Origin of the sequence: Spirosoma sp. 209, from assembly GCF_002006735.1 — a bacterium.
GTDB lineage: Bacteria > Bacteroidota > Bacteroidia > Cytophagales > Spirosomataceae > Spirosoma > Spirosoma sordidisoli.
Genome location: NZ_MVEC01000002.1, coordinates 226,919 through 252,179 on the forward strand (window position 1 = coordinate 226,919; position 25,261 = coordinate 252,179).

17 protein-coding genes are annotated in these 25,261 nt (G+C 56.2%); 11 read left to right on the plus strand and 6 right to left on the minus strand.

Annotation, left to right across the window (positions count from 1 at the left end):
- The first annotated feature begins 7 nt into the window (after positions 1–7).
- Genes B1C80_RS04165 through B1C80_RS04175 form a run of 3 tightly spaced genes read left to right on the plus strand, consistent with a single transcriptional unit; the run spans position 8 to position 4,534 of the window.
- Complete coding sequence (locus tag B1C80_RS04165; RefSeq protein WP_077919807.1) at positions 8–1,909, plus strand: hypothetical protein; 1,902 nt, start codon at positions 8–10, stop codon at positions 1,907–1,909.
- Positions 1,899–2,936 (plus strand): low specificity L-threonine aldolase, encoded by a 1,038-nt coding sequence (locus tag B1C80_RS04170; RefSeq protein WP_077919808.1) that lies wholly within the window; start codon positions 1,899–1,901, stop codon positions 2,934–2,936. Before B1C80_RS04165 ends, B1C80_RS04170 begins: the two co-directional genes overlap by 11 nt.
- Positions 2,936–4,534 (plus strand): carbon-nitrogen hydrolase family protein, encoded by a 1,599-nt coding sequence (locus B1C80_RS04175; protein ID WP_077919809.1) that lies wholly within the window; start codon positions 2,936–2,938, stop codon positions 4,532–4,534. The genes B1C80_RS04170 and B1C80_RS04175 overlap by 1 nt, the downstream gene beginning before the upstream one ends.
- A gap of 50 nt (positions 4,535–4,584) precedes the next feature.
- Here the strand turns inward: B1C80_RS04175 and B1C80_RS28660 are convergent, their stop codons facing one another.
- Entirely contained in the window at positions 4,585–5,034 is a 450-nt protein-coding gene (locus B1C80_RS28660) for a DUF2809 domain-containing protein (RefSeq protein ID WP_236648608.1), read from the minus strand.
- Positions 5,035–5,145: 111 nt separating this feature from the next.
- Here B1C80_RS28660 and B1C80_RS04185 point away from each other — a divergent pair, with 111 nt between their 5' ends.
- Positions 5,146–5,556: an Rrf2 family transcriptional regulator gene (locus tag B1C80_RS04185; protein ID WP_077919810.1), complete on the plus strand. Its 411-nt coding sequence runs from the start codon at positions 5,146–5,148 to the stop codon at positions 5,554–5,556.
- A gap of 62 nt (positions 5,557–5,618) precedes the next feature.
- Positions 5,619–6,263, plus strand: a complete 645-nt coding sequence (locus B1C80_RS04190) for an NAD(P)-dependent oxidoreductase (RefSeq protein ID WP_077919811.1) — start codon at positions 5,619–5,621, stop codon at positions 6,261–6,263.
- 49 nt (positions 6,264–6,312) lie between these two features.
- On the opposite strand, the gene B1C80_RS04195 is transcribed toward B1C80_RS04190, so the two are convergent.
- The gene (locus tag B1C80_RS04195; protein ID WP_077919812.1) at positions 6,313–7,170 is read right to left on the minus strand and encodes a glycerophosphodiester phosphodiesterase family protein; all 858 of its coding nucleotides are present in this window, start codon (positions 7,168–7,170) and stop codon (positions 6,313–6,315) included.
- Positions 7,171–7,356: 186 nt separating this feature from the next.
- Between B1C80_RS04195 and B1C80_RS04200 the strand changes: the two genes are divergently transcribed.
- Positions 7,357–7,725, plus strand: coding sequence for a hypothetical protein (locus B1C80_RS04200; RefSeq protein WP_077919813.1), 369 nt, complete (start codon positions 7,357–7,359; stop codon positions 7,723–7,725).
- Between the two features lie 191 nt (positions 7,726–7,916).
- The gene (locus B1C80_RS04205; RefSeq protein WP_077919814.1) at positions 7,917–8,933 is read left to right on the plus strand and encodes an LLM class flavin-dependent oxidoreductase; all 1,017 of its coding nucleotides are present in this window, start codon (positions 7,917–7,919) and stop codon (positions 8,931–8,933) included.
- Between the two features lie 68 nt (positions 8,934–9,001).
- Here the strand turns inward: B1C80_RS04205 and B1C80_RS04210 are convergent, their stop codons facing one another.
- Both B1C80_RS04210 and leuS read right to left on the minus strand, forming a co-directional pair.
- Positions 9,002–11,260, minus strand: coding sequence for a fused MFS/spermidine synthase (locus B1C80_RS04210; RefSeq protein WP_077919815.1), 2,259 nt, complete (start codon positions 11,258–11,260; stop codon positions 9,002–9,004).
- Positions 11,261–11,326: 66 nt separating this feature from the next.
- Complete coding sequence (leuS, locus tag B1C80_RS04215; protein ID WP_077919816.1) at positions 11,327–14,191, minus strand: leucine--tRNA ligase; 2,865 nt, start codon at positions 14,189–14,191, stop codon at positions 11,327–11,329.
- Between the two features lie 165 nt (positions 14,192–14,356).
- On the opposite strand from leuS, the gene B1C80_RS04220 reads away from it, so the two are divergent.
- Positions 14,357–16,195 carry a hypothetical protein gene (locus tag B1C80_RS04220; protein ID WP_236648609.1) on the plus strand — a complete coding sequence of 613 codons (1,839 nt, stop codon included), beginning with the start codon at positions 14,357–14,359 and terminating at the stop codon, positions 16,193–16,195.
- A gap of 109 nt (positions 16,196–16,304) precedes the next feature.
- Positions 16,305–17,495 carry a S8 family peptidase gene (locus B1C80_RS04225; RefSeq protein ID WP_077919817.1) on the plus strand — a complete coding sequence of 397 codons (1,191 nt, stop codon included), beginning with the start codon at positions 16,305–16,307 and terminating at the stop codon, positions 17,493–17,495.
- A 798-nt stretch (positions 17,496–18,293) separates the two neighbouring features.
- Here B1C80_RS04225 and B1C80_RS04230 read toward each other — a convergent pair.
- A complete protein-coding gene (locus B1C80_RS04230; protein WP_077920087.1) occupies positions 18,294–19,622 on the minus strand; it encodes a RagB/SusD family nutrient uptake outer membrane protein in 1,329 nt (442 codons plus the stop codon).
- Between the two features lie 52 nt (positions 19,623–19,674).
- Positions 19,675–22,638 (minus strand): SusC/RagA family TonB-linked outer membrane protein, encoded by a 2,964-nt coding sequence (locus tag B1C80_RS04235; protein ID WP_236648610.1) that lies wholly within the window; start codon positions 22,636–22,638, stop codon positions 19,675–19,677.
- A 254-nt stretch (positions 22,639–22,892) separates the two neighbouring features.
- Here B1C80_RS04235 and B1C80_RS04240 point away from each other — a divergent pair, with 254 nt between their 5' ends.
- Both B1C80_RS04240 and B1C80_RS04245 read left to right on the plus strand, forming a co-directional pair.
- Positions 22,893–24,038 carry a DUF819 domain-containing protein gene (locus B1C80_RS04240; protein WP_077919819.1) on the plus strand — a complete coding sequence of 382 codons (1,146 nt, stop codon included), beginning with the start codon at positions 22,893–22,895 and terminating at the stop codon, positions 24,036–24,038.
- A 135-nt stretch (positions 24,039–24,173) separates the two neighbouring features.
- Complete coding sequence (locus tag B1C80_RS04245) at positions 24,174–25,256, plus strand: sulfite exporter TauE/SafE family protein (protein ID WP_077919820.1); 1,083 nt, start codon at positions 24,174–24,176, stop codon at positions 25,254–25,256.
- Positions 25,257–25,261: the final 5 nt, after the last annotated feature.

The window sequence follows — 25,261 nt, forward strand, 5'->3', positions numbered from 1 at the left end:
TTCACTCATGACTGGCACGCACGCGTCAGGTCAGCGGCTATACAGGCTGCTGGTAAGCTTCGTATTCACCCTCCTCGTTTTCAACCGATGGGTCGTTTATAATACCCCACTCGATGGCCTTGACGGATCCTGGGCCATTGCCCTGCATCTGGCCCGGGCGGCCGGGCTGGACTACGGTACCGACTTCATATTCACCTATGGCCCCCTGGGCTGGTACACGACCCGACTCCCGATTGCGGTAGAGAGCTGGGAAATTGTTCTCCTGGACCTGGTTTACGTTTTTCATGTATACATAATCATATGGTTTGTTCTTGGCAACCAATTCTCCTGGCTGCGGTACGGAATCGTAGCCGGGCTGGTCACCCTGCATACGCTGGCCGCGGGGACTGAGATTCCTTTTGTCTTCTACTTCTTCGTGCTGGCCTATCTGGGTTACTATCAGCGTACCCGTCGGGCCTGGTTACTGGTGGGGGCGTCGGTCATCGCCATCCTTTCCTTCTACATGAAAGCGAATGTGGGCCTTGTCAGCCTGGGCAGCCTGGTTATCTACGCCCTGATTCAGCGGCTGACGGGTGAGATGACCTCCCGTCACCTCCTGATCAGCATGAGCAGCATGGCAGGTCTGCTGGCCCTGAGCGTGGTGCTGCTGCCTGTTCAGCTGGGCCCCTACCTCGTTGCCCAGTGGCACCTGATCGATTCTTACAACGACGTCATGTACCTGGTTCAGAACAAACGGGCTATACTGGTAAGCCTCCTGATCCTGGGCCTATCCATCGGCGCGCTGAGCTGGCCGTTGTACCAGCTCCTGAAGCGGGGGCAGCTTCCCGGGTTCCTCCGCCGGGAAGGCGTCCTGTTCGGGCTGGTAGCGTTGCAGCTCTTCGTTCTTTTCAAGGAATCCTTTGTCCGGGCCGACGCCGGGCACATTGGTTTCTTTTATAAGTACGGGCTGCTGCCGTTCACGATTTTGGCGTTGTTTTCGGCTCATTCGTCTGTTCGCCGGTGGGCGGTGCTGCCCATGATCCTACTGGCCCTGGCCGCGCCGAAGCTGGTTGCGTATAACTGGGACAGTAGTTTTCCGTACCGCTGGGTCAGCCAGGCCTTTAGCTACGGACAGGATGTATGGAACCCCGTCAGGCCCTCGCTGGTAACCAACCGGATGGGCTTCCCCGTATCCTGGCTAAACCGGCTGAACCAGAAGCGGGTTGACATTATGCCCGCCGATGTGGCCCTGCTTTATCACCATAAACTGCGGTATACGCCCCGTCCCATTATGCAGACCTACCAGGTTACCGATGCTTACCTGGACTCGCTCAACGCGGCTTACTACGGCTCAGCCCGCGCGGCCGACTATGTGGTGATCGCCTGGGATGCCATCGATGGCCGCGATCCGTTTAACGACGAACCCGCCACCAAGCTGGCCCTTCGTACGCACTACGCCGTTGTTGATCAGCAGGGCGACTGGCTGCTGCTGGGGAAGAAACCGATCCGTCAAACCGACTACAAGGCCCCGTTCCGTACTCAGGTTGCCCAGATAGGTCATTCTGTTCCGGTACGGCCGGCCGACGGTTGCTGGCAACGCTGGCAGATCGACTGCCGGTATCGCCCCATGGGGGCGCTCCAGCGGCTGCTTTTTCAACCCCCGTCGCTTCATGTCGAGCTGACGTACCGGTCTGGCCAGCGCGATACCTTCCGAACGGCCATTCCCCTGCTAAAAGGCGGCCTACTGATTGGACCTCATCCCCGCAACCTGACCAACATGAGCCATTTTCTGCAACGGCGGGATCAGCATCTGCCCGGTTTGGCCTCCATCCGGCTGCTGGCCGATACCAGCTTGTTTTATCCAACCGTTCATGTCCGCCAATATCCCTTAAATTTGTCGGGTAACGGACAACCTGATTATGCTGATTGACCTTCGTAGCGATACCATTACTCAACCCACGCCCGCCATGCGCGAGGCTATGTTTAACGCCCCCTTGGGCGACGATGTACTCGGCGACGACCCCACTGTAAATGCCCTGGAAGCTAAAGCTGCTCATATATTCGGTATGGAAGCGGCTCTTTTCTGCGCCAGCGGCACCATGACCAATCAGCTGGCGATCCGGACCCACTGCCGCCCCGGCGACGATGTGATCTGCGATCAGCTCTCGCACGTGTATCTGTACGAAGGCGGGGGTATCATGGCCAATGCGCTGGCTTCGGTCAGTCTGCCCCAGGGAAAACGGGGGAAGCTAACCCCCGACCTCATCCGCGACTACATCTACAGTCCGGCCGATCCGCACAAACCCCTGTCGCGGCTGGTGGTGCTGGAAAATACCGTCAACAAGGGCGGGGGCTGTTACTATACCATTCCCGAAATAGCGGCTATCCGCAAGGTCTGCGACGAACACGGCCTGCTGCTGCACCTCGACGGGGCCCGGCTTTTCAACGCCCTCGTCGAAACCGGCGACCCAACCCAGGCCTATGGGCAACTGTTCGACTCGATCAGTATCTGCCTCTCGAAAGGCTTAGGCTGTCCGGTCGGTTCGCTACTGCTGGGGAAGGCCTCTTTCATCGGGCAGGCCCGCCGGTACCGAAAACTCATGGGCGGGGGCTGGCGCCAGGCTGGCTTTCTGGCGGCTGCGGGTATTTACGCCCTCGACCACCACGTTGAACGGCTTCGGCAGGACCATGCCCGCGCCCGCCGGATCGGGACGCTGTTCAGCAACCGGCCCGAGGTAGAGGAAATCTATCCGATCGACACGAATATTGTCATTTTCAGACTATCCGAAACCCTTTTAGCGGCTGATTATGTTCAGAAACTAGAGCAAATTGGTATCCGGGGGATCACCTTCGGTAAGCACCTGGTTCGGTTTGTTACCCATCTGCACCTGACCGACGAGCACATTGACCAGATGGCCGGGGCACTCCAGCAATTGACTTTAGAGACTACCTACTGATGCATATTCAGACCAGAACACTACAGAAAGATGATTACGATGACCTCAAGGAGGCCATGATTGAGGTATACAGCGGCATTGGCGGAGATTACTGGCAGAAAAGTAAGATCAACAAGCTGCTCACGATTTTCCCCGAAGGCCAGTTCTGCGTTGAAGTCGACGGGAAAGTGGTGGCCTGTGCGCTCGCCATTCGGGTGAAGTACGACCAGTTTGGCGACAACCACACCTACCACGAAATTACTGGTGGCTATACCTTCAAAACGCATAGCGACGAGGGCGACTACATGTATGGTATCGAGGTATTCGTGCACCCCGACTACCGCGACCTGCGCCTGGGCCGACGGCTCTACGACGCCCGAAAAGAACTCTGCGAAACCCTCAACCTGAAAGGGATTCTGGCGGGTGGACGTATCCCGAACTACAATAAATACGCTGACGAGCTGAGCCCGCGCGAATACATCGCCAAGGTAAAGCAGAAAGAAATTTACGACCCCACGCTGACCTTCCAGATCTCGAACGATTTCCACGTTCGGAAGGTCCTGCGCGGCTACCTGCCCGGCGATACGGAGTCGAAGGAGTACGCCACCCTGCTGGAGTGGATCAACATTTATTACGTTGTCGAGAAAGACAAACGCCCCCATACCGACTCCATTATCCGGCTGGGCGTTATCCAGTGGCAGATGCGGCTGTTCAAAAACCTGAACGCTTTCCTGGATCAGGTTGAGTTTTTTGCCAACGCGGTTAGTGATTACCGGGCCGACTTTATGGTGCTGCCGGAGTTTTTCAACACCCCGCTCATGGCCGACTTCAACGACCTGCCCGAGCCGGTAGCCATTCGTAAACTGGCCGACTTTACCGAAGAGGTGCGCGACAAACTCTGCGAATTGGCCATTTCGTATAATGTGAACATCGTTGGCGGCAGTATGCCCCTGGTCGACAGTGATGGCAAGCTGTACAACGTGGCTTACCTCTGCCGGCGCGATGGTTCCTACGAAGAGTACCGAAAGATCCATATCACCCCCAACGAGGTGCGTCACTACGGCATGGTGGGGGGCTACGAGATCCGCGCCTTCGACACCGACTGCGGCAAGATCGGGATGCTGATCTGCTACGACGTTGAGTTCCCCGAACTGGGTCGGATTCTGGCTCAGCAGGGCATGCAGATTCTGTTCGTTCCGTTCCTGACCGATACCCAGAACGGCTATTCACGGGTACGGCACTGCGCCCAGGCCCGGGCAATCGAAAACGAATGTTACGTGGCAATTTCGGGTTGCGTCGGCAATCTGCCGAAGGTGCACAACATGGACATCAATTTTGCGCAGTCGGCGGTGTTTACCCCGTCTGACTTCCAGTTTCCGACCAACGCGGTGAAGGCAGAAGCGACCCCAAATACGGAAATGGTGCTGATCGCCGACGTCGACCTGAGCCTGCTGAAAGAGCTGCACGAACACGGGTCGGTACAGGTGTTGAAAGACCGGCGAACCGACCTCTACGATGTTACGCTGAAAAAGGCCGCTAAGAAAGCACTAAAGCAGAAAAAGGCCTCGCCCGACAACGACCCCGAAGAAGTGGCGCCGGTCATTGTGGTAGCCAGTTAATGAACAGAAGGCCTTCCTGAGCGAAGGCCTTTTTTGCTTTCTCCGCGACGTTACCGCTTTAGTATACGCCGATATCGGCCTGGCATCAGGTACGCGTCCATCAGATACCCGATCAGCGCGCCGAGGCTATAGCAAAGCAGGTCGCTCCACACAAATGAAAAGCCCAGTATAAGCCCGCCCAGCCGGGTTGCCCGGATAGCCTCAAGCCAGGGTTCGTGAATCAGCTGGCTGGCTTCTATTCCAAATGAAAACAACAGCGTCACCAGCGCCAGCCAGCCGGCAGGCCAACCGGGGAGGAGGGTACAAAAGCCAAAAAAAACCATCAGCGCCCAGAGAACATCACCCGCATAAAGCCTGATAAACGGGATGTCGCCGAAAAAACGACGGGAAGCCAGCCCTGCCAGCAACGCAAGAGCAACAAAACCCACGTACGCCAGCCGGTTACGCTGAATCGACACGGATTCCTGCCGGTCTGTAGTTGCGGTCTGATTGGTTGCCACGTATTCGTCTGCCCGCTGCCTGTATGCAGTTGGTACATGCAGTCTACAAAAAATTTCAGCGATAAAGGGAATTATTATTCATTACAAACTGTAACATTATTAACTACAGTAATGACCGGACAATTCACGATATCGATGCACATTCTTACCCTGTTGGCCAAAGCGGCTGAGGGTGAATGGGTGTCGTCGGATCTGATTGCGGGCAGCATCAACATAAACCCGGTTCTGGTTCGTAAGGAGATTGGCAACCTCCGTCGAAATGGGCTGGTAGTCAGCCGCGAAGGCAAGAACGGGGGGAGCAGGCTGGCCAAACCGGCTGATCAGGTGCGGGTGTCGGATATCTTTCTGGCCACCCGCCAGGGCCCATTTCTGGGTACGTCCCGTAACAAACCCAACCCCAATTGCCCCGTCGGCAAAGAAATCAACCGGCACCTGGAAGAGCTCTATCAGGAGGCTGAAGAAGCGCTCGTTCAGAAACTGGGCGACAGCACACTGGCCGACTTCAGCCACCGGTTCGATTAATTTTTTTACCCATAACTGTAACAATTTTTATTACATTTTTTTTACATAAATCGGTTATACGTATGAAAATTGCCCTTATTGGCGCATCTGGCTTTGTCGGATCTGCCGTACTTACCGAAGCGCTGGAACGCGGTCATTCGGTCACGGCCATTGTTCGCCATCCTGATAAAATCACCACTACCCACCCTAACCTGAGCGTTCAGCCGGGCGATGCGCAGCAGGCCGATACGGTGGCGACACTGGTAGCGGGCCACGATGCCGTTATCAACTCATTCAACGCAGGCTGGACAAACCCGAACCTGTATACCGATTTTCTGGCTGGCTGCGAAGCAATCGAGAAAGGCACTGAGCAGGCAGGCGTTAAACGACTGCTGGTTGTGGGCGGAGCGGGAAGCCTGGAGGTGGCGCCGGGTGTTCAACTGGTTGACACCCCTCAGTTTCCGGCCGACTGGAAGGCAGGCGCCACGGCGGCCCGCGATTACCTCAACATCATTCGAAAAAATACGACCCTGGAGTGGACCTTTATCAGTCCGGCCATCGGGCTGGCGCCCGGCGCGCGTACCGGCACGTTCCGACTCGGCACTGACCAGCCCGTTTTCGATGAAAACGGAGGATCGGCCATTTCGGTAGCCGACCTGGCCGTGGCTATTCTGAATGAGGTGGAGCAACCCCAGTTTGTTCGGCAGCGGTTCACGCTCGGCTATTAAACGCTGGCGCCCCGGCCTGATCGAAACCAGCATGCCGGGGCGTCAGCGTTTAGTACAGCACCTTTGCCATTTCCAGGGGCCGATCGGTACTCATTACGTCGGCCCCGTTGTCGGCAAATTTTTTATAGAGCTGGTCACCTTTGGCAGCGGCCTGCCGGTCGAGGTTACCCAGGGTGCCGAGGATACAGGCAATCCCTTTCTGGTGCAGAAAATCGTATAACGCCTTGTCCGGTTCTTTGACGCCCACGAACGCAATCATGCGATTGTCCGGCACGCCCAGTTCACGCAGTCGGTCGTATTCAGCACGGTTGCGGATCGTGACGGAGATCATCAGCGCCGGGTCGAGCTTGTGCAGCTTGCCGGCATCCTGCGCGTTATAGGTGATCACAGCGGCATAGTCGCCCGCGCCGGTGCGATGGATCATGTCGACTATCTTCTCAAACGATACGTTTCGCTTCACGTCGAGGGTAAAGGCTACTTTATTTTTTCCCCAACGCAGAACCTGCTCCAGCGTAGGAATTTTGTAGGGTGTCTGATTACCCTGGTTATCTTCCAGCCGGTACGGGCTCAACTCAGCGTAGGTTTTTTCGATAAGCTTGCCGGTTCCGGTTGTGGTGCGGTCGAGGGTGGCGTCGTGCATCATCACCAGTACGCTGTCTTTGGTCAGGTCGATGTCGCACTCGATGATGACGGGAGTTTGTTTAGCCAGGTACGCAAATGATTCGATGCAGTTTTCGGGATATCCTTTCAGATCGCCCCCACCCCGGTGGGCTGAAATACGGACGGGCTGCCCAGGTGTGTATTTAAAAAATTGGTAGGCCCCACCGGCAGGAATGCGCGTGTAGGTTTTGGGCGAGCAGGTGACCAGCGAAAGCGCCAGCAGACTAACAGCAATGCAGTTTTTCATGCCGCAAACCTACTAAAAAGAACAGCGTCTGGCCTAGCTTACCCGGCTATTCGGGATGGCGATTCCGATAAATTGGCCGGGGGCCGTCGGGTAGAAACCCTGAACAAGGATCAGGACCGTCCGGTTGTACCCGAAGCCGGTTGCCGCTGACCTTTATTCAGAACACCTGCTATACCAACGTACCCTATGGAAACTATCTATGAATGGTTGCTGCATAATATGGGCAATCAGGGCAATGCCTTCACTATCCTGAACGTTCACCGACAAACCGGCCAGGCCGACAGTGCTCCGCTCGAGGTGATGGCCCGCACCCATGACTACGCCGTCGTTACGGTACAGATCCAGCCCGTTGAGGCTGACTCGTCAGACACGGATCGGCTCCATGACCGCCCGGCAACCCAAACGATCAACTTCGCCAGGACCGAACAGCTGCTCGATTACCTGAGCACCGGCAACCTGCCCGATGCGGCCACCAACGAATCGGCCAGCGGCTTTCGGGTTTCCGTCTTCGAGCCCCAGGCTGGAGAGGATCAGATCGTTTTTCCGCAGGAGTAGCTTTTCTTCGAAGTTACAGCCTTCCGTTTACGTACCATTGTGTTTGCGCCCCGACCAGGCTCGCGGCTAATTATGGCCAGGAACCGTTCGGGCAAGCTGCGTTGTTGCCTATAGGTAAGCATCGGTGCTTCATCCAACCGGATCAGGCCGCCCGTTGCCGTAAACCGGGCCCAACGGCCCATCAACGTAGTATGATTCCCTTTTCAGTTCTTGATTTATCGCCCATTGTGGCTGGCAACACCGCCAGTCAGGCGCTACATAATACATTAGATCTGGCCCGGCATGCTGAAGAGCTAGGCTACAACCGGTACTGGCTGGCCGAGCACCATAACATGCCTGGTATTGCCAGCGCTGCCACCTCGGTCGTGATTGGGTACGTAGCCGGCGGCACCCAGACTATCCGCGTTGGCTCCGGCGGTATCATGCTCCCCAACCATTCGCCCCTGGTCATCGCTGAACAGTTCGGCACGCTGGAGTCGCTCTATCCCGGCCGAATCGATCTGGGTCTGGGTCGCGCGCCCGGCTCCGATCAGGCTACCGCCCGGGCGCTACGCCGGGACGCAACAGGGCCCGATACGTTTCCGCAGGATGTCATTGAGCTGCAGCGCTATTTTCAGCCCGACGACTCCGGCCAGTTCGTTCAGGCTATTCCCGGCTCTGGTTTAGACATACCGATCTGGATTTTGGGATCCAGCCTGTTCGGGGCCCAGCTGGCCGCCCTGCTGGGTTTACCCTATGCCTTTGCCTCCCACTTCGCACCGGCGCAGCTGATGCGGGCTCTGCAGGTCTATCGGTCGCAGTTCAAGCCCTCGGCTCAGTTGCAGGAACCCTACGCGATGGTGGCCGTGAACGTCATAGCCGCCGATACGGATCAGGAAGCCGAGCGCTTGTTTACCTCCGTTCAGCAACAGTTTCTTCACATCCGGCGCGGCAAAGCCCGGCAGATGCAACCCCCGGTCGACGATATTCAGGCGTTGTGGCCCGACTATGAACTGGCGGGTATCGAGTCGGTGCTGAGTTGCTCGGCGGTTGGTTCGGCCGGAACGGTACAGCGGGGCCTGGCCAGTTTCCTTGACCAGACGCAGGCCGACGAGCTGATTATTACCGCGCCGATATTCGACCACGAGGCCCGCAAACATTCGCTCACCCTGACCGCCCAGGTACGACAGGCGCTGGCCGATACCTCACTGCAGGGGGTAGTCCACTAAAGCCGGTTCCCTGGTAGTAGCCCTGGCTCACGTAAGTGGGGCTGCTACCAGGAACGATCCCCTGTCGATCAGAACCGGGCCCGATCGTTGACCCGGATGCTATATTCGTCTTTGGGAAACAGGTCGGTATTGATTTCGTCCGTGCGTGTCGCAGTGGCCGGCAACAACCGCATACCGTGGCCGTAGCGGGCCAGCAGGGGCTCTATCTGTATCCCTGACCGCCCATAATGCTGCCGGCTGTAAACACTGCCAGCCCGTTGCCGAATGGCGGCCCAGTCCAGTTTTATGGGTTGATTACTCCCGATGAGCAGTAGTTTATCGCAGTAGGCGACGTACGGAAAAACGGAGCGAAACGTATTGAGCACCCGCGCCGTCGGACACCAGGTAACAGCCAGTCCGCCAGGTTTCAGTTTCGCCCTGAGCAGCTCAAAATACTCTCTCGAATATACATTACCCGAATAGGCAGAGGCTGGCCGCAGGGCATCGGCTTCGATGATGTCATAGCGAATGGCCTGGTTACGGATAGCGTATCGCCCATCCCGAAAAATCAGATGCAGCCGCTCGTCGTGCAGCAGGGTTTGTATGGCCGAATCGCCCGCCTGCTCCGCATACTCCGCCAGTACAGCCGCCTGGTTAGTGGCAATCTCAAAACAATCGATCCGCTGCGTTTCTGCCCGACCGGCTATCCCGTTGACCGTACCGGCCGATCCCAGACCAATCACGGCAACCCGCTCGGGCCGGGGATGAATCATGAGCGGCAACGCTCCCAGTAACGTATGAATCTCGTCGGTCGAGTAAGGCAGCGCACTCTGCCCCAACCCGTTGACAAAAACGACACCCAGCTTCCGATCCGGCGACCGTTTGATCACCGACACTGCCGATTCGTTCTCGTCGAAGACGAACTGATCGGGCGTTTCGATGCCGTTCATCAGCTGCCAGAACCGCGCATTATCGGGTATGGTCAGGCTCACCAGTACCAACGCACCGGCCATGACGACGGCCAGACCAGCGGACCAGTGCCGACGAACAGCCAGCACGATGATGTACACTAGCCCCAGGCACCCGATAATTCGTACGAGCATTGCGGTACCGAGCAGCGGGAAGCCCACCCACGTGATCCCCCATGCTCCAACGGCCGATCCGGCAATATTCACAAACTGTAACCAGCCCACCCGGCGACCCACTTCATCGGGCTTGTCCTGGAGTAGAGACTGGGACAAGGCGAAACTCATTCCCATCAGGAAGGTGGGTAAAAACAGCAGAAAGACCGGTACTAGGCCGTAGGTGAAGATGCTGAAACGCGGAGTCAGAACCGGCTCTCCACTGGCGAAGTAATCCCACAGAAACCGCAGGGCCGGCCAATGGGCAATACCGTACAAAAACGCCGTGAGGGCCAGAATGGTGTACGCGTACAGGCTTAGCTGACACACCAGGAAAAGACGTTCACGCCAACGGGCCGACCGGTTGCCGAACCGGGTGCCCACTACGGTACCGATAGCCATTGACCCCAGGTAGATGGCCAACAGCACGGCAAACGTCAGCGACACTGACTTGATGAGGGTTTCCAGTATCCTGAACCAGATGAGTTCGAGTGATAACGCTGCCAGCCCTGACATAAAGTACTGTACCGACCAGATCGTCAGGACCGGCGTAAGCCGCAGGGGCACTTTTGAGCCCGCATCCGATCCGCTGACCAACACCTCCCCGGACAAAGATGCCTGTCGACTCAGCAGGTAGGCGGATGCGGCACAAACGCCGTTCAGGGCCGCACCCACCCAGATGGCCTGGTCGAACCCGAGCCGCCGGACCAGCAGGAATCCCGTGATCAGGGCCCCCAGCGATGCTCCCAGCGTATTGATGAAATAGAGCAGGCTGATGTAACGCGCCTGCTGGTCCATTTCGCCGAACCGGAACGCCCGGGACAGCACCGGCAACGATAGCCCCATTAGAAACGTGGGCACCAGCAGAACTCCGAACACAATAGCGTACAGGATAATGGGACTATCGCCCAGGGGTGGAGCAGACGCGTAGAGAAAGTCATACAGGAGCCATTTGCTACCCGCAGCAAAGCCCATAATGCCCAGCTCGGCCCCGATAAAGTAACGCAAATTGACCGGCGGTGCCGACCGGTCGGCCAGCCGCCCCCCGGCCAGATAGCCAATACCCAGCCCGGTCATGAAAGCTGAAACTATCAGACTGATGCTGACCGTATCGGAGCCTGTGTAGAACACCAGGAGCCGCTGCCAGACAACCTGGTAGAGTAAAGCAGCAAACCCGGACAGAAAAAATAGAAGTAGAACAAATAGACGGTTACGGTTAGATGACATGCCTAAAAAAAATAAGCCCAGCCTCCCGACTATCAGGAAACTGGGCCCAATATGGCTCAAAATCGTCTATATCACCACATTGACAATACGCTTTGGCACGACAACCACTTTCTTGGGCGTCTTTCCTTCGAGCCATTTCTGAACGATCTCGTCGGCCAGCACCTCCCGTTCGATGTCGGTCGGCGCGCGGTCGATGGCAAAACTGATCGTGGTACGCACCTTGCCGTTAATCTGAATCGGGTACTCGAAGGCGTCTTCAACCAGATAGGCCGGGTTGAAAACCGGGAAGCTGGCCTGCGAAACCGTTCCTGGTTCGTTCCCCAATGCCGCCCATAATTCTTCGGTAATATGGGGCGCAAAGGGCGACAGCAGCAGCACCAGATCCTGCAATACCGAGCGCTTATGGCAGTCGAGCGAGGCCAGCTCGTTGACGCAGATCATGAACGAGCTTACCGACGTGTTGAACGAATAGGCATCGATGTCGTCCTGCGTTTTCTTGATGGTCCGGTGCAGAATTTTCAGCTCGGCGGGGGTCGGCTGCTCATCGGTCACTATCCACTGGCTCGATCCGGCATCCGATGCCCCGGCAGCATTGTCCTTATAGAACAATCGCCAGAATTTACGGATGAACCGGTATACGCCATCTATTCCGTTGGTGTTCCAGGGTTTAGCCTGCTCGAGCGGTCCGAGAAACATCTCGTACAAACGCAGCACGTCGGCCCCGTAGCGCTCCACGATCGTATCGGGGTTAACCACGTTGAACTTCGACTTCGACATCTTCTCGACTTCGGCCCCTACAACATAGCGGCCGTCGGGTTCACAGATGAACTCGGCGTTTTCGGTCAGGTCGGGCCGGGCGTTGCGGAACGCGTCAATGTCGAGCACGTCGTTTTCGACTATGTTCACATCCACGTGTAAGGGCGTCACCTCTCTACCCTGAATCTGGTTGAGCGACACAAAAACGGCGGGTTGCCCTTCCTGCCCGGTCCCTTTGAGCCGGTAGACAAAGTTTGACCGCCCCTGAATCATGCCCTGATTGATGAGCTTTTTGAACGGCTCCTCCTGCGGCACGTAGCCCCGGTCTTTCAGGAATTTATTCCAGAAACGGCTGTAGAGCAGGTGACCGGTTGCATGTTCGGTACCACCAATGTACAGGTCTACGTTCTGCCAGTAGCTGATGGCTTCGCGGCTCGCAAACTCGGTCTCGTTCTGCGGGTCCATGTAGCGGTACCAGTACCACGACGAGCCCGCCCAGCCGGGCATGGTGCTCAGCTCGTACTCATACTGCCCTTTGTACTTCCAGCCTTCGGCGCGGCCCAGCGGTGGCTCGCCGGTCTCGGTGGGCAGGTATTTGTCAACCGCCGGCAGTTCAACGGGTAAATCCTGTTCATCGATCAGATAGGGCAGCCGTCCCGTTGACCCTCCTTCTTTGAAATAGACCGGTACGGGTTCGCCCCAGTAGCGCTGGCGGCTGAAAACGGCGTCGCGCATCCGGAAATTAACCTTTCCACGGCCCAGTCCGCGGGCTTCGAGCCAGGCAATCAGCGTCGGTACGGCTTCGGCATAGGTCATACCGTTGATGATGCCCGAGTTGATGTACCGCCCTTCTTTGGTATTGTCGGCCTGGATGTCTATCTCTTTCTGAGCGTCCAGCACCGGCACAATTGGCAAATTAAAGTGCTTAGCGAACAGATAATCGCGCTGATCGCCCGACGGAACGGCCATGACAGCACCGGTACCGTACCCGGCCAGCACGTAATCGGCCAGGAAAACAGGCACCTTCTCCCCGTTGAGCGGATTGAGGCAGTAGCTCCCCGTGAATACGCCCGATACGACTTTGGTTTCGGCCATACGATCACGCTCGGAACGCAGTTTGGCGGCATTTACGTAGGCGTCAACCGCGTCGCGCTGTTCTGGCGTAGTCAGGCCCGGCACCAGCTCATGTTCGGGAGCCAGCACCATAAAGGTTACGCCATAGATTGTATCGACACGGGTGGTAAATACTTCGATGGTTTTGGGCTGCTCACCCGCCACCGGCGCGTCGGGCAAGGGGAACTTCACGCTGGCGCCAACGCTTTTGCCGATCCAGTTCCGCTGCTGTTCCTTGATCGATTCGGTCCAGTCGATGGTATCGAGACCAGTGAGCAACCGGTCGGCATAGGCCGTAATCCGCATCATCCACTGGCGCATGAGCTTCTGCTCAACGGGGTAGCCGCCCCGTTCCGAAACGCCGTCCTTCACTTCATCATTGGCCAGCACCGTACCGAGGGCCGGACACCAGTTCACAACGGCATCGGCCAGGTAGGTCAGGCGGTATCTGAGCGTAATTTCGTACGACTCTTCGGCCGACATGGCGTTCCACTCCGCAGCGGTAAACGTCAGGGGCTCGCGGTCATCGTCACAGACAGCGTTGACATCAGTGGTTCCGTTGGTAGCAAACTTCTCCAGCAGCGTCTCGATGGGCTCGGCCCGGTCCGTGTCTTTGTTGTACCACGACCGGAACAGTTCCATGAAGATCCACTGCGTCCACTTGTAGTAGGCCGGATCGGAGGTACGCACCTCGCGCGACCAGTCGTAGCTGAAGCCAATATTTTTGAGTTGTTCGATATAGCGCGTCAGGTTCTGCTCGGTGGTCAGGGCCGGATGCTGACCGGTCTGAATGGCGTACTGCTCGGCGGGGAGGCCGAAGCTATCGAATCCCATCGGGTGCAGGACATTATAGCCTTTCAGCCGCTTGTACCGCGACACGATATCCGAAGCGATATAGCCCAGCGGGTGACCAACGTGCAGTCCGGCTCCGGAAGGATACGGAAACATGTCGAGCACATAGTATTTCGGTTTGCCGGTGCTGGTCTGCGTGCGATACGTCTGGTTTTCGTCCCAAAACCGTTGCCATTTCTGCTCGGTTTCGCGGTGGTTATAATCGGCCATATGTAAGGAGGGATGGTTTTTTTAGCCCATCTGAATCGTATGTATGTCTGTCAGATACTTGGCTTGCGGGCCAAACGAGTCGGTTGGCCCGGTCTCTGGTTTGCAAAAATAGCCGTTTACTGAGACTTTTGCCCACCTCCTTCCGACAATCGCCTGTCCACTCCCATGCCCACTGCTTCCTCCGCTTCGATTCACCGACCCGCCCACGCTGCCGCTGGCTGGCCCTGGCCCCTGTTTCTAACCATCCTTACGGCTATCCTGGGCGCCTGGGTCGTGGATGATTTCAGCCGCCCCCTGTCCGACGGCGACGACACGGATCAGTACGAGTACGCGGGCTATTATTTCGGCAAAAATCTCTCTCTGTGGCCCTTCCCCCATCTCGATCTGGTTAATAACCAATCGTTTTACCCCTATGGCCTGAACCAGGTGTTTCTACCCTGGGGGTTTGAGCGCGACTATTGGTACGCCCTGTGTTACCAGTTTCATGGTAGGTATGCCGGTCCCTATCTCCAGTATTATTACATCTACAGTCTGCTGGTAGCTGCGCTGGGAACGTACCTGTTGCTTCAGCCCCGCTTTGGCACCGGCCGATCGTTTGCGGCCGGGCTGATCGTGTCGGTTTTCAACCTCTATGCGATCTTCAAGTTTCCGGTCCATATGAACGTCTGCGTCGGCCACTGGACTATCCTGTGTATGATAGCCACCTATTGCCTGCTTCACGACCTTGTGAACCGACAACTGGTTTCGCTGGTGTTCGTTCTGCTGTGGGTATGGCTCCATGTGCAGGTGCTGAGCCAGGAGCTGGGCTATGTAGCGGGTTATGCGCTTACGTTCACCACCCTGGCGCTGCCCGTTGCGGGCGTCGTTCTCTACCGACAACACCCCCGTCCGGCCCAATGGATGGCGCAGCTGAGTCGGTACCTGGCCGCTTCCTGGACCCGTCAGCCCCGACAGGTGATTCTGATGCTGGTCCTGACTCTTATCAGCACTTTTTTGTATCTGCCGCTCACCCTCCAGATCGCCTTCACCGCCTGGGAGTTCGATTTTGCCGCCATGCCTCCCCTCCGCGCCTGGTCGCATCCGTTACGGCTGTTTCTGCCTCATCTCCCGGGCCTAGACGCCTTTGTAGTGCCTTACCAGTCGTGGCTGCGGGATACGTTCGAGAGCTACGGGCAGGGTAGCCCGGGTTTATACCTGACCATACTGGCTGGCGTGGGACTGTGGCAGACCCGGCGGCAGGTTGGACTGTGGCTGCCAGTGGTGCTGATGCTGGTATTGTGTCTGCTGTATCATCCGGCGGTACTGCCTACGCTCAAGCTGTTTCCCTGGTTTAGCTTCAACCGGCACGGCGGCCGGGCCAGCCTGGTTTATCCGGTTCTGCTGGTCCTGCTGGCTTTACCGCTCCGCTGGCCTACCAACCGAACCGGTCTGATCGCCACGGCTGGGGTGTTGCTGCTAATGGTCAGCGAATGGTCATATGGCTTGTACCTGCGCACCACGCTGCCTACGCTCGTGGCCTCTGATGACCTGCTCCGCTATTGCCAGACCATCCGTCAGCAGCCGGGTAAGGCCGTTCTCGACTGGCCCTTCTGCGCCGTCGGAGCCGATGGACCCGGCATGGCCGAAGGGCTTTGTCCCTACTACAAACAACAGAATGCAGTTTTCACCTTTCGTCGGTTTTACGACAAACACGTAGTCGGTCAGTATTTCGGGCGGCTTCACCCCAGCCAGATTCAACCCTTCCTGCGCGATGGCTGGCCGAGGCTTTTGACACCTGGAAGGTCATTCACGGAAGCTGACTGGCGCTTTTTTATCAATTTTTTGCGGACAAATAACTTCGCGGGTATCAATCTCTACCCCGATTTACTGACGCCGGACCAGGTGGCGGAGTTTTACCGGCGTTTGGGCCAGCCCACGATCGAAACGCATTTCCCGGTAGCCGGGCGGGTGGTGTTCATTCCGATCCGGCCACTGGCAGAAAAGAGCCGCCTTGCTGCACCATAAACCCCGGTTTAACGTTTTAGTAACAGCCGCAACGGTTGACTGTTGATTCGCGTATGAGCTAGGTGTACCCACTGTTTTCTCCGGCTAATTTTATCCTCCTGACTCGTTCATGCAACGTTTTATTTTCTCTACAACGGCTACGTATGTTGTGCTGGCGGGGCTTGCTGTGTTCGGTTGCCGCTCCGATCGAGACGTCGAGCCCACCTTCTCGGCCGACTGCCTGGTCAAAGCCTCCGCCCTGAACGGCCAGGCCATCGCGGGTTCGTACATCGTCACGTACCAGCCTGAGCAGTCGCTGCCCGGCTCGCCCAACGCCCGGATAAGTGCCGCCCGCGCCGGGATTGACCAGCTACTGGCTCGCCACCGCATCGAAGACGATGCGCCGGAGCTGCTGGCCTCCACGGAGCAGACCAGTTTCCTGGCCCATCTGTCCGCTGCCGAAGCCAAGCAGCTCCAGCAGGACCCGACCGTTTCTATGGTCGAGCCAGATCGGATTATGTCGATTTGCAACTGCGTCGATGTGGCCGCACCCAGCACCGTGTACTGGAACGTCCAGCAGACCGGCTATGGTCGGGGCGATTTGCAGACCGGCAAAACGGTTTGGGTAGTCGATACTGGCATTGACCTCGACCACCCCGATCTGAACGTCGACACGGAGCGTAGCCGCTCGTTTGTGAGTGGGGTTACCTCGGCCGACGATCAGAACGGGCACGGTACCCACGTAGCCGGTATTATCGGCGCCCGCAATAACGGCGTTGGAGTAACGGGGGTGGCCTCAGGGGCGCGTCTGGTTGCGCTGAAAGTGCTCAACCAGCTGGGCGAAGGGCGGCTATCGGGTATTATTCAGGCCGTAAACTATGTTCGTCAGAATGGCAAAGCCGGTGATGTCGTGAACCTGAGCCTGGGTGGCGAGGGGGTATCGGTAACGCTGGAAAACGCCATCCGGCAGGCAGCCAACAGCGGTATCCTGTTCGCCATCGCAGCCGGCAATGACGGCCAGAACGCCAACGAGGCCACTCCCGCCCGGCTCAACACTACCAACGTCTTCACCGTATCGGCTATGGACCGAGCCAATCGGTTTGCCAGCTTCTCCAACTACGGCTCCAGCGTTGACGTTTGTGCCTACGGGGTTCGTATCACCTCGACCTACAAGGATGGCCGGTACGCGGTTCTGAGTGGTACCAGCATGGCAGCTCCGCACGTGGCCGGCCTGTTGCTGATCCGGGGCAGCAAACTCCCAACGCGCGGCTTCGTCACCGGCGACCCAGACGGCACGCCGGACCCTATTGCCGGCGAGTAAATACGTTTAAACGCAGAGGACGGAAACCCAATTAGTACAGAACGTTTCTTAGAAAAGAAGCATATACTGAACTTTCAGTATATGCTTCTTTTCTAATGAAGATTGTTATCTTGAGTAGGTAAGGTAACTGCGGAAACTAAGGTTTATGTTTCAGCAACCATAACCGCTCCTTCTTTTGTAGTTGGACCTGCAGGGGCTGTACCAGCGCAGATAGTATCATTTCTGTCCGGCTTAGTAACAGGTGGTAGTTGTGTGCTGATAGCCGCGACAATTTGGGATAATACAGTTGAGAATGCACGCACTCAATGCACAAGAGACATCGAAGTTAACTGCAATTGCAACAATTAATTCATAACTTCCTGTTATTCTACGTCACTAAAGGATTACTAACTAGCGTAGACAACAGAAATCTATTCTGAAACTTCAGCGAAAATGACAACCACACTGAGTCTCAAGAATGTAGTTCGTCGTTTGGGTGTGTCATCAACAGTCTTGACACCCATATTATTATATTTTAGGATATTGGAAGCCAATAACCGACTTTTTCACCCTATCCTGCTCAGTATTTTAGTCATTCAATGTGTGTCATTGTACTTCTGGCTCAATGAGAAAACGACCAACCGGTGGTTGAATTTCACAATAGCCATTGGCATTTTCATCATTATGGTGGCACTTTGGTATTTTCTGAATTGGTACACAATTACCCGTCACGGCTAGGTTGAGAATAAAAAAAATCACCAGGAGTACATCATACTTTTCAGTCTGCGTACTCCTGGTGAAGCGTAAATCAAGCTCAGTCTATGGGTTGAACTTGTCCCAGTTCACTTCGGCCACCGGCCGCTCGAGCCGCTCCAGCACCTTCATGTTGGCTACCGGCAGAATGATCTCGTTCAGTTTGTTGTACCGACGCATATCGACCCAGCGGTGACCTTCGTAGAACAGCGAGTACAGCCGCTCTTTCAGGATGGCGTTGATCAGCGCATCTTTCGTGGTGGCTCCGGCGTAGTTAGGCAAACCAGCCGCCGTCCGGATGACGTTGATTAGACGCGTAGCTTCCGCTGCGTTGTTTTGCTGAGCCGCAATCTCGGCAGCAATCAGTACCAGCTCTTCGTTCCGGATAATAGGAATGGGGTCGCTGCCGCTCGTGTACATGTTCGTCAGGTAAGGGGTGCTGTAGGTTACGCCCGATGTGTAGTTCAGCGGAGTAGCCTGCTTCCGGACTTTCGAGAGCCGCTTGTCCCCGGCTTCAGCCGCATCAAACACCTCTTTAACCCCTACGATCTGGCTCGACGAGGTATTCAGCAATGGGTTCTGAATATCGGGCGGAGTTGGGTTGTAGGTATGACGAGGGCCTGCATTCAGGTCGCCGGTCGCGCTGTAGAACGTCTGGGGCAGCAGTGTAGCGGCCTTCGCCCAGTCGGCCTGATAGATGGCAACGCGAAGGGCAATGGCTCGGTTAAACCGCTTGAACGTTGACGGGGTCGTGAACCCGGCAAAGCCCGATGGCAGCGAAAACGGAAAAGCAGCCCCCGCCTGATCGAGTTGCGAAGCCCCGTCGTCGAGAAACTTGGCAATACCAGCCAGTGACTCAGCGTAGGTAGCTGCTTTGCTTGGTTTAAACGGATCTTCCACGTTCAGACGGACACCGTTCGTTCCCTGAGCATTCAGCATCTGCAGGTAAGCCAGTCCTTTGAAGGTGTTGGCAATGCCCCGGTACGCGTTCTTTTCAGCGTCAGACACGGAGCTGGTGTTGTTGGTAGCCGCCAGGGTGATATTGGCCTGACGAACGGGCAACCCGAACCCGGTGGTGGCGGTGTTGTAGAACGCCGAGTTGTCGATGGGGCGCAGTCCGTTCAACTCCGTCATCCAGCGCGATTCGGTACCGTTGAAGTTGAACAGCTCTTTACCAATGGTTCCGGTTACCAGCAGGTAGGTAGACAGGCCATTCCGGGCCAGCGAAAACTGACCGACCGACAGCGCGTCCAGCTGGGCTTTGGTGGCATTGTTGGTTACAGCCCCTACGCTGGGGAAGTTTGGATCAATGACCTCTTCCGTCTGGAGCGGATTACAGGCCGTCAGGCCACCCACCAGCAGGCTGGTGAGCACAATTGATGTATGTTTTTTCATGAGTTTCATTTTTAGGAACGTGAACGTACGTCTGACTGCATTTCGGTCGTTTCTAGAAGTCAACAGCGAGGTGGAACATCATCCGACGAACGGCGGGCGTAGAACCCAGGTCGACACCACCACCCAGGGCCAGCGATCCGAAGTTCGAGTTCTCGGGGTCGTAACCAGCCGTATAGTCGGTCCAGCGCAGTACGTTGTTACCCGATACGCCGACCCGAATGTTGCTGACAACATTGCCAAACACACGCTTCAGCGCCGGCGCAGGAATCCGGTAGTACAGAGAAACCTCGCGCAGCTTCAGGAAGCTGTAGATACCCGGGTTATAACCAGGCTTGGGGTTGCCACTTTCGTCCAGTCCGTTGGCGTTTTGCCGGTAGATACCGTTCGGCGTTTTACCATCGTTGCCAGCGTCGTCCGTCTCATTCCAGTCGTAGGTGTTGCCGCCTTCATCCCACAGGACGCGGGTGAGTGACACGACCGTGAACTTGTGCCGGTAGTTGAGCAGCGCCGAAAATTCGAAGTTCTTCAGGAACGTAATCCGGTTGTTCAGCGATAGCTCGTATTTCGGCTGAGCGTCGCCGTAGCTCGTCCAGGAGGTGGCGTTGGCCGGATCGGTCCGGGGCTGGCCTACGATCTGCGTTGGCGAATAGGTGGTCCCATCGGGATCGGGACCTTTCACGCGCCACTGACCGAACGTAGCACCGAAACCACCCGTCAAGCGCTCAGGAATGGCCAGGCGGGTAATCTTTGAGCGGTTGTACCAGAAAATGGGCTGTACAAACCAGCTGAAGTTGCTGCTCCGGACAACATCAGCGCCCAAGGATATTTCTACCCCTTTGTTGGTCAGGTCAGCTGCGTTAATCTGGGTCGAGGTTACACCCGTTGTTGGTGCGGTCGTCAGCGGCTGAATCAGGTCGAATACTTTCTTGTTGTACATCGTCAATTCGCCCGTTACCCGGTTGTTGAACAGGCCGAAATCGATACCATACTCCAGCTCAGTTGCACGCTCGGGCTTGATGGCGGTGTTACCCAGCACCGTCGATGGCACCAGACCGCCCAGACCGCCGATACCCACTACCTGCAATTGCGAATAGGTTGTACCGAACGTCGGCAGACCAGCCGTTTGCCCGTAGGCTACGCGGAATTTCAGCTGGCTAACCGTATTGCCGGCCCAGGTACCGAAACGAGCCGCGTTGACCGCCAGGGCAGCCCGCGGAAACGCATAGAATTTATCGAACTCGCTGTTGAGTGTCGATTTGTCAAAACGAATACCAACCGAACCGATCACCTTGTCCTCGAAGTTGGCATCCTGCTGAGCAAACACACCCACGTCGGTATTTTCCTGATACTCGACGAATCCGTCGATTACCTTACCACGCGATGGGTTCGACACACCCGCGGGCAGGCCTGTACCCCGCACGTAATTCGAGCGCAGGTACTTGAACAGCCGGACAGCGCCCGCCGAGGTTGTCAGATTCAACCGACCATCCATAACCGCCTGCGTATAGATGGCCGACAGCTGTACGTTGGAGTTGAATACCTCCGTGCGGGTATCCTGCGCAAAGCCGGGGTTAGCCTCCTGCCGCTGCGACTGCAGATCGGAAGGCAGCCAGATGGTGGCAAACCCGTTCTGGTAATCCAGACCACCGTTCACCCGGAACGTCAGCGACGATTTGGCGGTGTTGATAGCCCGGGCGTTTACGGTAAAGCCCTGCAGCACCCGGTTGTTTTTCTGGTTGTTGATAGCCCGGTCGCGAACGGCCAGCGGGTTCTCCCCTACGCCCGATCCGTTGTCGGGGTAACGGCCGTTGGCATCAGGATACAGGTTAATATACGGCTTGGTATAGGGCAACGAATAACCGTAGTTAATGTAGGAGTTATCGTTACCGGTCCAGCCACGGTCGTTGTTGCTGACGATGTAGTTCGAGTTGATGCTGAAGTCGAGCCAGTTGGTCAGTTTATGATCAATGTTAGCCCGGATCGAGTACCGCTGAAAGCCTGTATTTTTAATGATACCAGTTTCGTCGGAGATGCTGCCGTTTACGTAGAACTTGGTTTTTTCGTTACCACCCGTGATGCCCAGCCGGGTGTTGCGGATCGCTCCGGTGCCGCCATAGACCACCCGCTCCCAGTCGGTATAGGTACCGTTGGCCCGCGCAGCCTGCAATTGCGGAATCTCCGATGCCGAGAAGTAATCGGTCAGTTTCTGCTCGGTCCAGTCGGCTCCTCCGTAGTAGCTGAGTGCTTTGCTGAAGCCCAGATCCTGCCCGAACGAAACGGTTGTTTTGCCACCTTTACCCCGTTTGGTCGTGATGATGACCACACCGGCATTAGCCCGGGTACCGTAAATAGCAGCCGCCGAAGAGCCTTTCAGCACTTCGATGCTTTCAATGTCATCCGGGTTCAAATCGGCCAGGCGGTTGGCGTTATTATCCTGTGTGCTCTGAGCCGAACCCGCAGCCGCTTTATTGGCAGCCGACCGCCCGTTTGAATACTGACCATTGTCAATATAGACACCGTCTACGATAAACAGGGGCTGCGAGGCCGATGCGCCGAGGGTAGAAACACCCCGGAACTGTACGTTAAAGCCACCACCCGGTACCGAACTGTTCGACACGATGTTGGCACCGGCAATTTTCCCCTGGAACGCGGCATCCGTAGTAACCGGGCTCGTTGCGCCGGTCAGGTCCTTGCTGTCGAGCCGGGTTACAGCATTAGCGAGGTTAGATCGCTTTACGGTAGTAGCCAGACCGGATACAACTACTTCTTCCAGTTGCCGCGTATCTTCGGCCAGGGTAACGTTAAGGGTCGACTGTGAGCCCACTGCAATTTCCTGGCTCAGAAAGCCGATGAAACTGAAACCAACCCGTGCGTTACCGGGAACACTCAGCCGGTAATTTCCGTCAGCGTCGGTGGTAGCGCCCTGAGTAGTTCCCTTCACCAGCACTGATACACCGGGTAATGGATTCCCCTTTTGGTCAGAGACCTTACCCGTAAGCGTCTGATTTTGTGCCATTGCCAGTGTTGCTAAGCCCAAAAACAAACACAAACTCAGTAGTAATTTTCTGTTCATATGTGTTAAACTTAGTTAAAATTAAGTAGTGAAACTTACTGCAAATAACATCTTTGTTGGGCAAATACCGATTTTTTCTAGTAAATATTTTACATATTACACCAATAGCCTAATGATATTTGGGCTGACTGAATCAGCCAATTACCCGAACAACAGTCTATTAAGTATATTTACCAACCCAAGACTTATCTTTTCCTGTGTTTGATTCACTATTCATCCTATTCGTTCTTTGTCTGAATGTGGTTATCTGCGAATGGCTGGCCCGCCGACCTGGTCTGCATCACATCGGAACAGCTCTGCTGGTCATCGTTGTCACTGCCATTGAAGCCAATCTTGGAATCATTCCCACCGTCGAAACCCCCATTTACGAAGGTATCTTTGGCTACGTCGCGCCATTCTCGCTGTTCTTACTGCTGCTCAGTGTTAATCTGAAGGACCTCAGACAAGCCGGCCTGCCGATGCTGACTATGTATCTGATCGGCTCCGTGGGCACAATTATCGGTGTGCTGACCAGCGTCTGGGCCTTTTCTGCACCCCAGACAATCGGAACGCTCTTTTACGCCCTGGCGGGCATGTTCACGGGAACCTATATCGGGGGGAGTGTCAATTTCCATGCCGTGGCCCTTCATTACGGGGTTTCCAAAGCCGGCAATCTGTTCATTGCTTCCACAGCAGCCGATAACATCATGACAACTCTCTGGATGATCGTGACGCTGGCCGTACCCCGCTTTTTGCAGCAGCGTTTTCCGCGTACACTCCCCACGACCCAAACGGACACGACAGACAAGGGTGGTGGCAATCCTTACCAGGACTCTGAAACCATGACACCCAACGATCTGGCCCTGCTGCTCGCATTGGGTATAGGCTCTATTTTCCTTTCGAAACAGCTGGCCGCGGTCGTTCCGGGTGTTCCTTTCGTGCTTATTCTGACAACCATGGCGCTGGTGCTGGCTCAGTTCAGAGCCATTAATCGCTTACGGGGTAGCCGACTTCTGGGCCTTTTTGGGATATATATATTCCTGGCCGTTATCGGTGCCTACTGCGATATAGCCGCCCTGCTTCGCGATGGCCAGCTGGCCATTATTCTGTTTGGCATGATTTTGCTGCTGGTGCTCGTTCACGGTGGCATTCTGTTCGGAATCGGTGCGCTATTCAGGCAGGACTGGGCCGTGCTGGGTATTGCCTCCCAGGCTAATATTGGCGGGGCTACTTCGGCGCTTGCGCTCGCCAAAAGCCTGGGCAGACCTGATTTGCAGCTACCTGCCGTGCTGGTCGGCACGCTCGGGAACGCAATCGGTACGTACCTCGGTATTTTGATCGCCGAACTCTTGCGAACCGGCTGAACACCAGTCGGCCGATTTGCATCTTTGCCCCTCCTCTGCTTACCTTTGCGGCTACCCTTCATCTCAACAGCGGCACGGACTTGTGCCGTTTTTCATAAGTATATTAATCTATTATCTCGATAGGATTTAAACACTATGCAATCAAACGACATAGTGACGCCTTCGTCAGGTACTGACCCGCTGCCAGGCAAACCGTTTTCGTTCGACCTTACCGGCCTGACTGTCACGCTGGAGGGTGAAAACGCCGAACAGCAGGCCGACCGGCTGCGGGCGGAGTTTCCGGGCATTGGCGTACGCGTTCACAAACCGGTCCGGCAGCGGTATGCCAATCTGTTACGCCGGCGAACGCGCACAGAGATTGCGGTTTACGTCTTCTCAGCGCTGGCGCTGATGGTCGTTGGCCACCTGCTATTCAGCTACTTTACCCTCGATCGGCTAACGGTTATGGCTACGGCCATCGATCTGTCGCCGGATATCTTTTATTTCATCCTGGCCGGTTTCACGGCGCAGATGATCGACGGAGCGCTGGGCATGGCGTATGGGGTAACCGCTACAACCTTTCTGACCAGCGTTGGTATCAGTCCCGTGTTTGCCACGGCCAGCGTTCACAGTTCCGAGATTTTCACCTCGGGCGTGTCGGGCTACATGCACCTTAAGTTTGGCAACGTCAACAGCCGTTTGTTCAAAGTGGTGCTGATACCGGGTGTGATCGGAGCCGCCCTGGGCGCATTCCTGATTACCCAGCTCGCAGACCTTGAGATCGTATCCAAGTACCTGGGGCCAGCCATTTCGGTTTATACGGCCATACTGGGCGCGCTCATCATCCGGAAAGCCCTCGTCAAACGAATTAAGAAAAAGCCCGTCCGACGCATTGGGTTGCTGGCCTGGTTCGGCGGCTTTGTCGATGCCATTGGTGGTGGTGGCTGGGGCCCCATTGTGAACTCAACGCTGATTGCTGCCGGTCGGCACCCGCGTTATACGATTGGCTCGGTGAACCTGGCTGAATTTTTTGTTTCGTTCTCCAGTTCTGTAGTTTTCGCCCTGTACGCTGGCCTAGGCAATTACGGGCTGGTTATTTTGGGACTGATTCTGGGCGGTATGATTGCCGCCCCGATTGCGGCTCAACTGGCCCAGAAATTACCCGTAAAAACGATGATGGTGCTGGTAGGCATTGTCGTGATCCTGGTCAGCCTGCGAAAGATTATCCTGTTTTTTTGAGTCAC

Excerpts from the sequence above, each read along its gene's own strand:
- B1C80_RS04165 (WP_077919807.1), top strand. The coding sequence starts at position 8 with ATGACTGGCACGCACGCGTCAGGTCAGCGGCTATACAGGCTGCTGGTA.
- B1C80_RS04170 (WP_077919808.1), top strand. The coding sequence starts at position 1,899 with ATGCTGATTGACCTTCGTAGCGATACCATTACTCAACCCACGCCCGCC.
- B1C80_RS04175 (WP_077919809.1), top strand. The coding sequence starts at position 2,936 with ATGCATATTCAGACCAGAACACTACAGAAAGATGATTACGATGACCTC.
- B1C80_RS04185 (WP_077919810.1), top strand. The coding sequence starts at position 5,146 with ATGACCGGACAATTCACGATATCGATGCACATTCTTACCCTGTTGGCC.
- B1C80_RS04190 (WP_077919811.1), top strand. The coding sequence starts at position 5,619 with ATGAAAATTGCCCTTATTGGCGCATCTGGCTTTGTCGGATCTGCCGTA.
- B1C80_RS04195 (WP_077919812.1), bottom strand. The coding sequence starts at position 7,170 with ATGAAAAACTGCATTGCTGTTAGTCTGCTGGCGCTTTCGCTGGTCACC.
- B1C80_RS04200 (WP_077919813.1), top strand. The coding sequence starts at position 7,357 with ATGGAAACTATCTATGAATGGTTGCTGCATAATATGGGCAATCAGGGC.
- B1C80_RS04205 (WP_077919814.1), top strand. The coding sequence starts at position 7,917 with ATGATTCCCTTTTCAGTTCTTGATTTATCGCCCATTGTGGCTGGCAAC.
- B1C80_RS04210 (WP_077919815.1), bottom strand. The coding sequence starts at position 11,260 with ATGTCATCTAACCGTAACCGTCTATTTGTTCTACTTCTATTTTTTCTG.
- leuS (WP_077919816.1), bottom strand. The coding sequence starts at position 14,191 with ATGGCCGATTATAACCACCGCGAAACCGAGCAGAAATGGCAACGGTTT.
- B1C80_RS04220 (WP_236648609.1), top strand. The coding sequence starts at position 14,357 with ATGCCCACTGCTTCCTCCGCTTCGATTCACCGACCCGCCCACGCTGCC.
- B1C80_RS04225 (WP_077919817.1), top strand. The coding sequence starts at position 16,305 with ATGCAACGTTTTATTTTCTCTACAACGGCTACGTATGTTGTGCTGGCG.
- B1C80_RS04230 (WP_077920087.1), bottom strand. The coding sequence starts at position 19,622 with ATGAAAAAACATACATCAATTGTGCTCACCAGCCTGCTGGTGGGTGGC.
- B1C80_RS04235 (WP_236648610.1), bottom strand. The coding sequence starts at position 22,638 with ATGGCACAAAATCAGACGCTTACGGGTAAGGTCTCTGACCAAAAGGGG.
- B1C80_RS04245 (WP_077919820.1), top strand. The coding sequence starts at position 24,174 with ATGCAATCAAACGACATAGTGACGCCTTCGTCAGGTACTGACCCGCTG.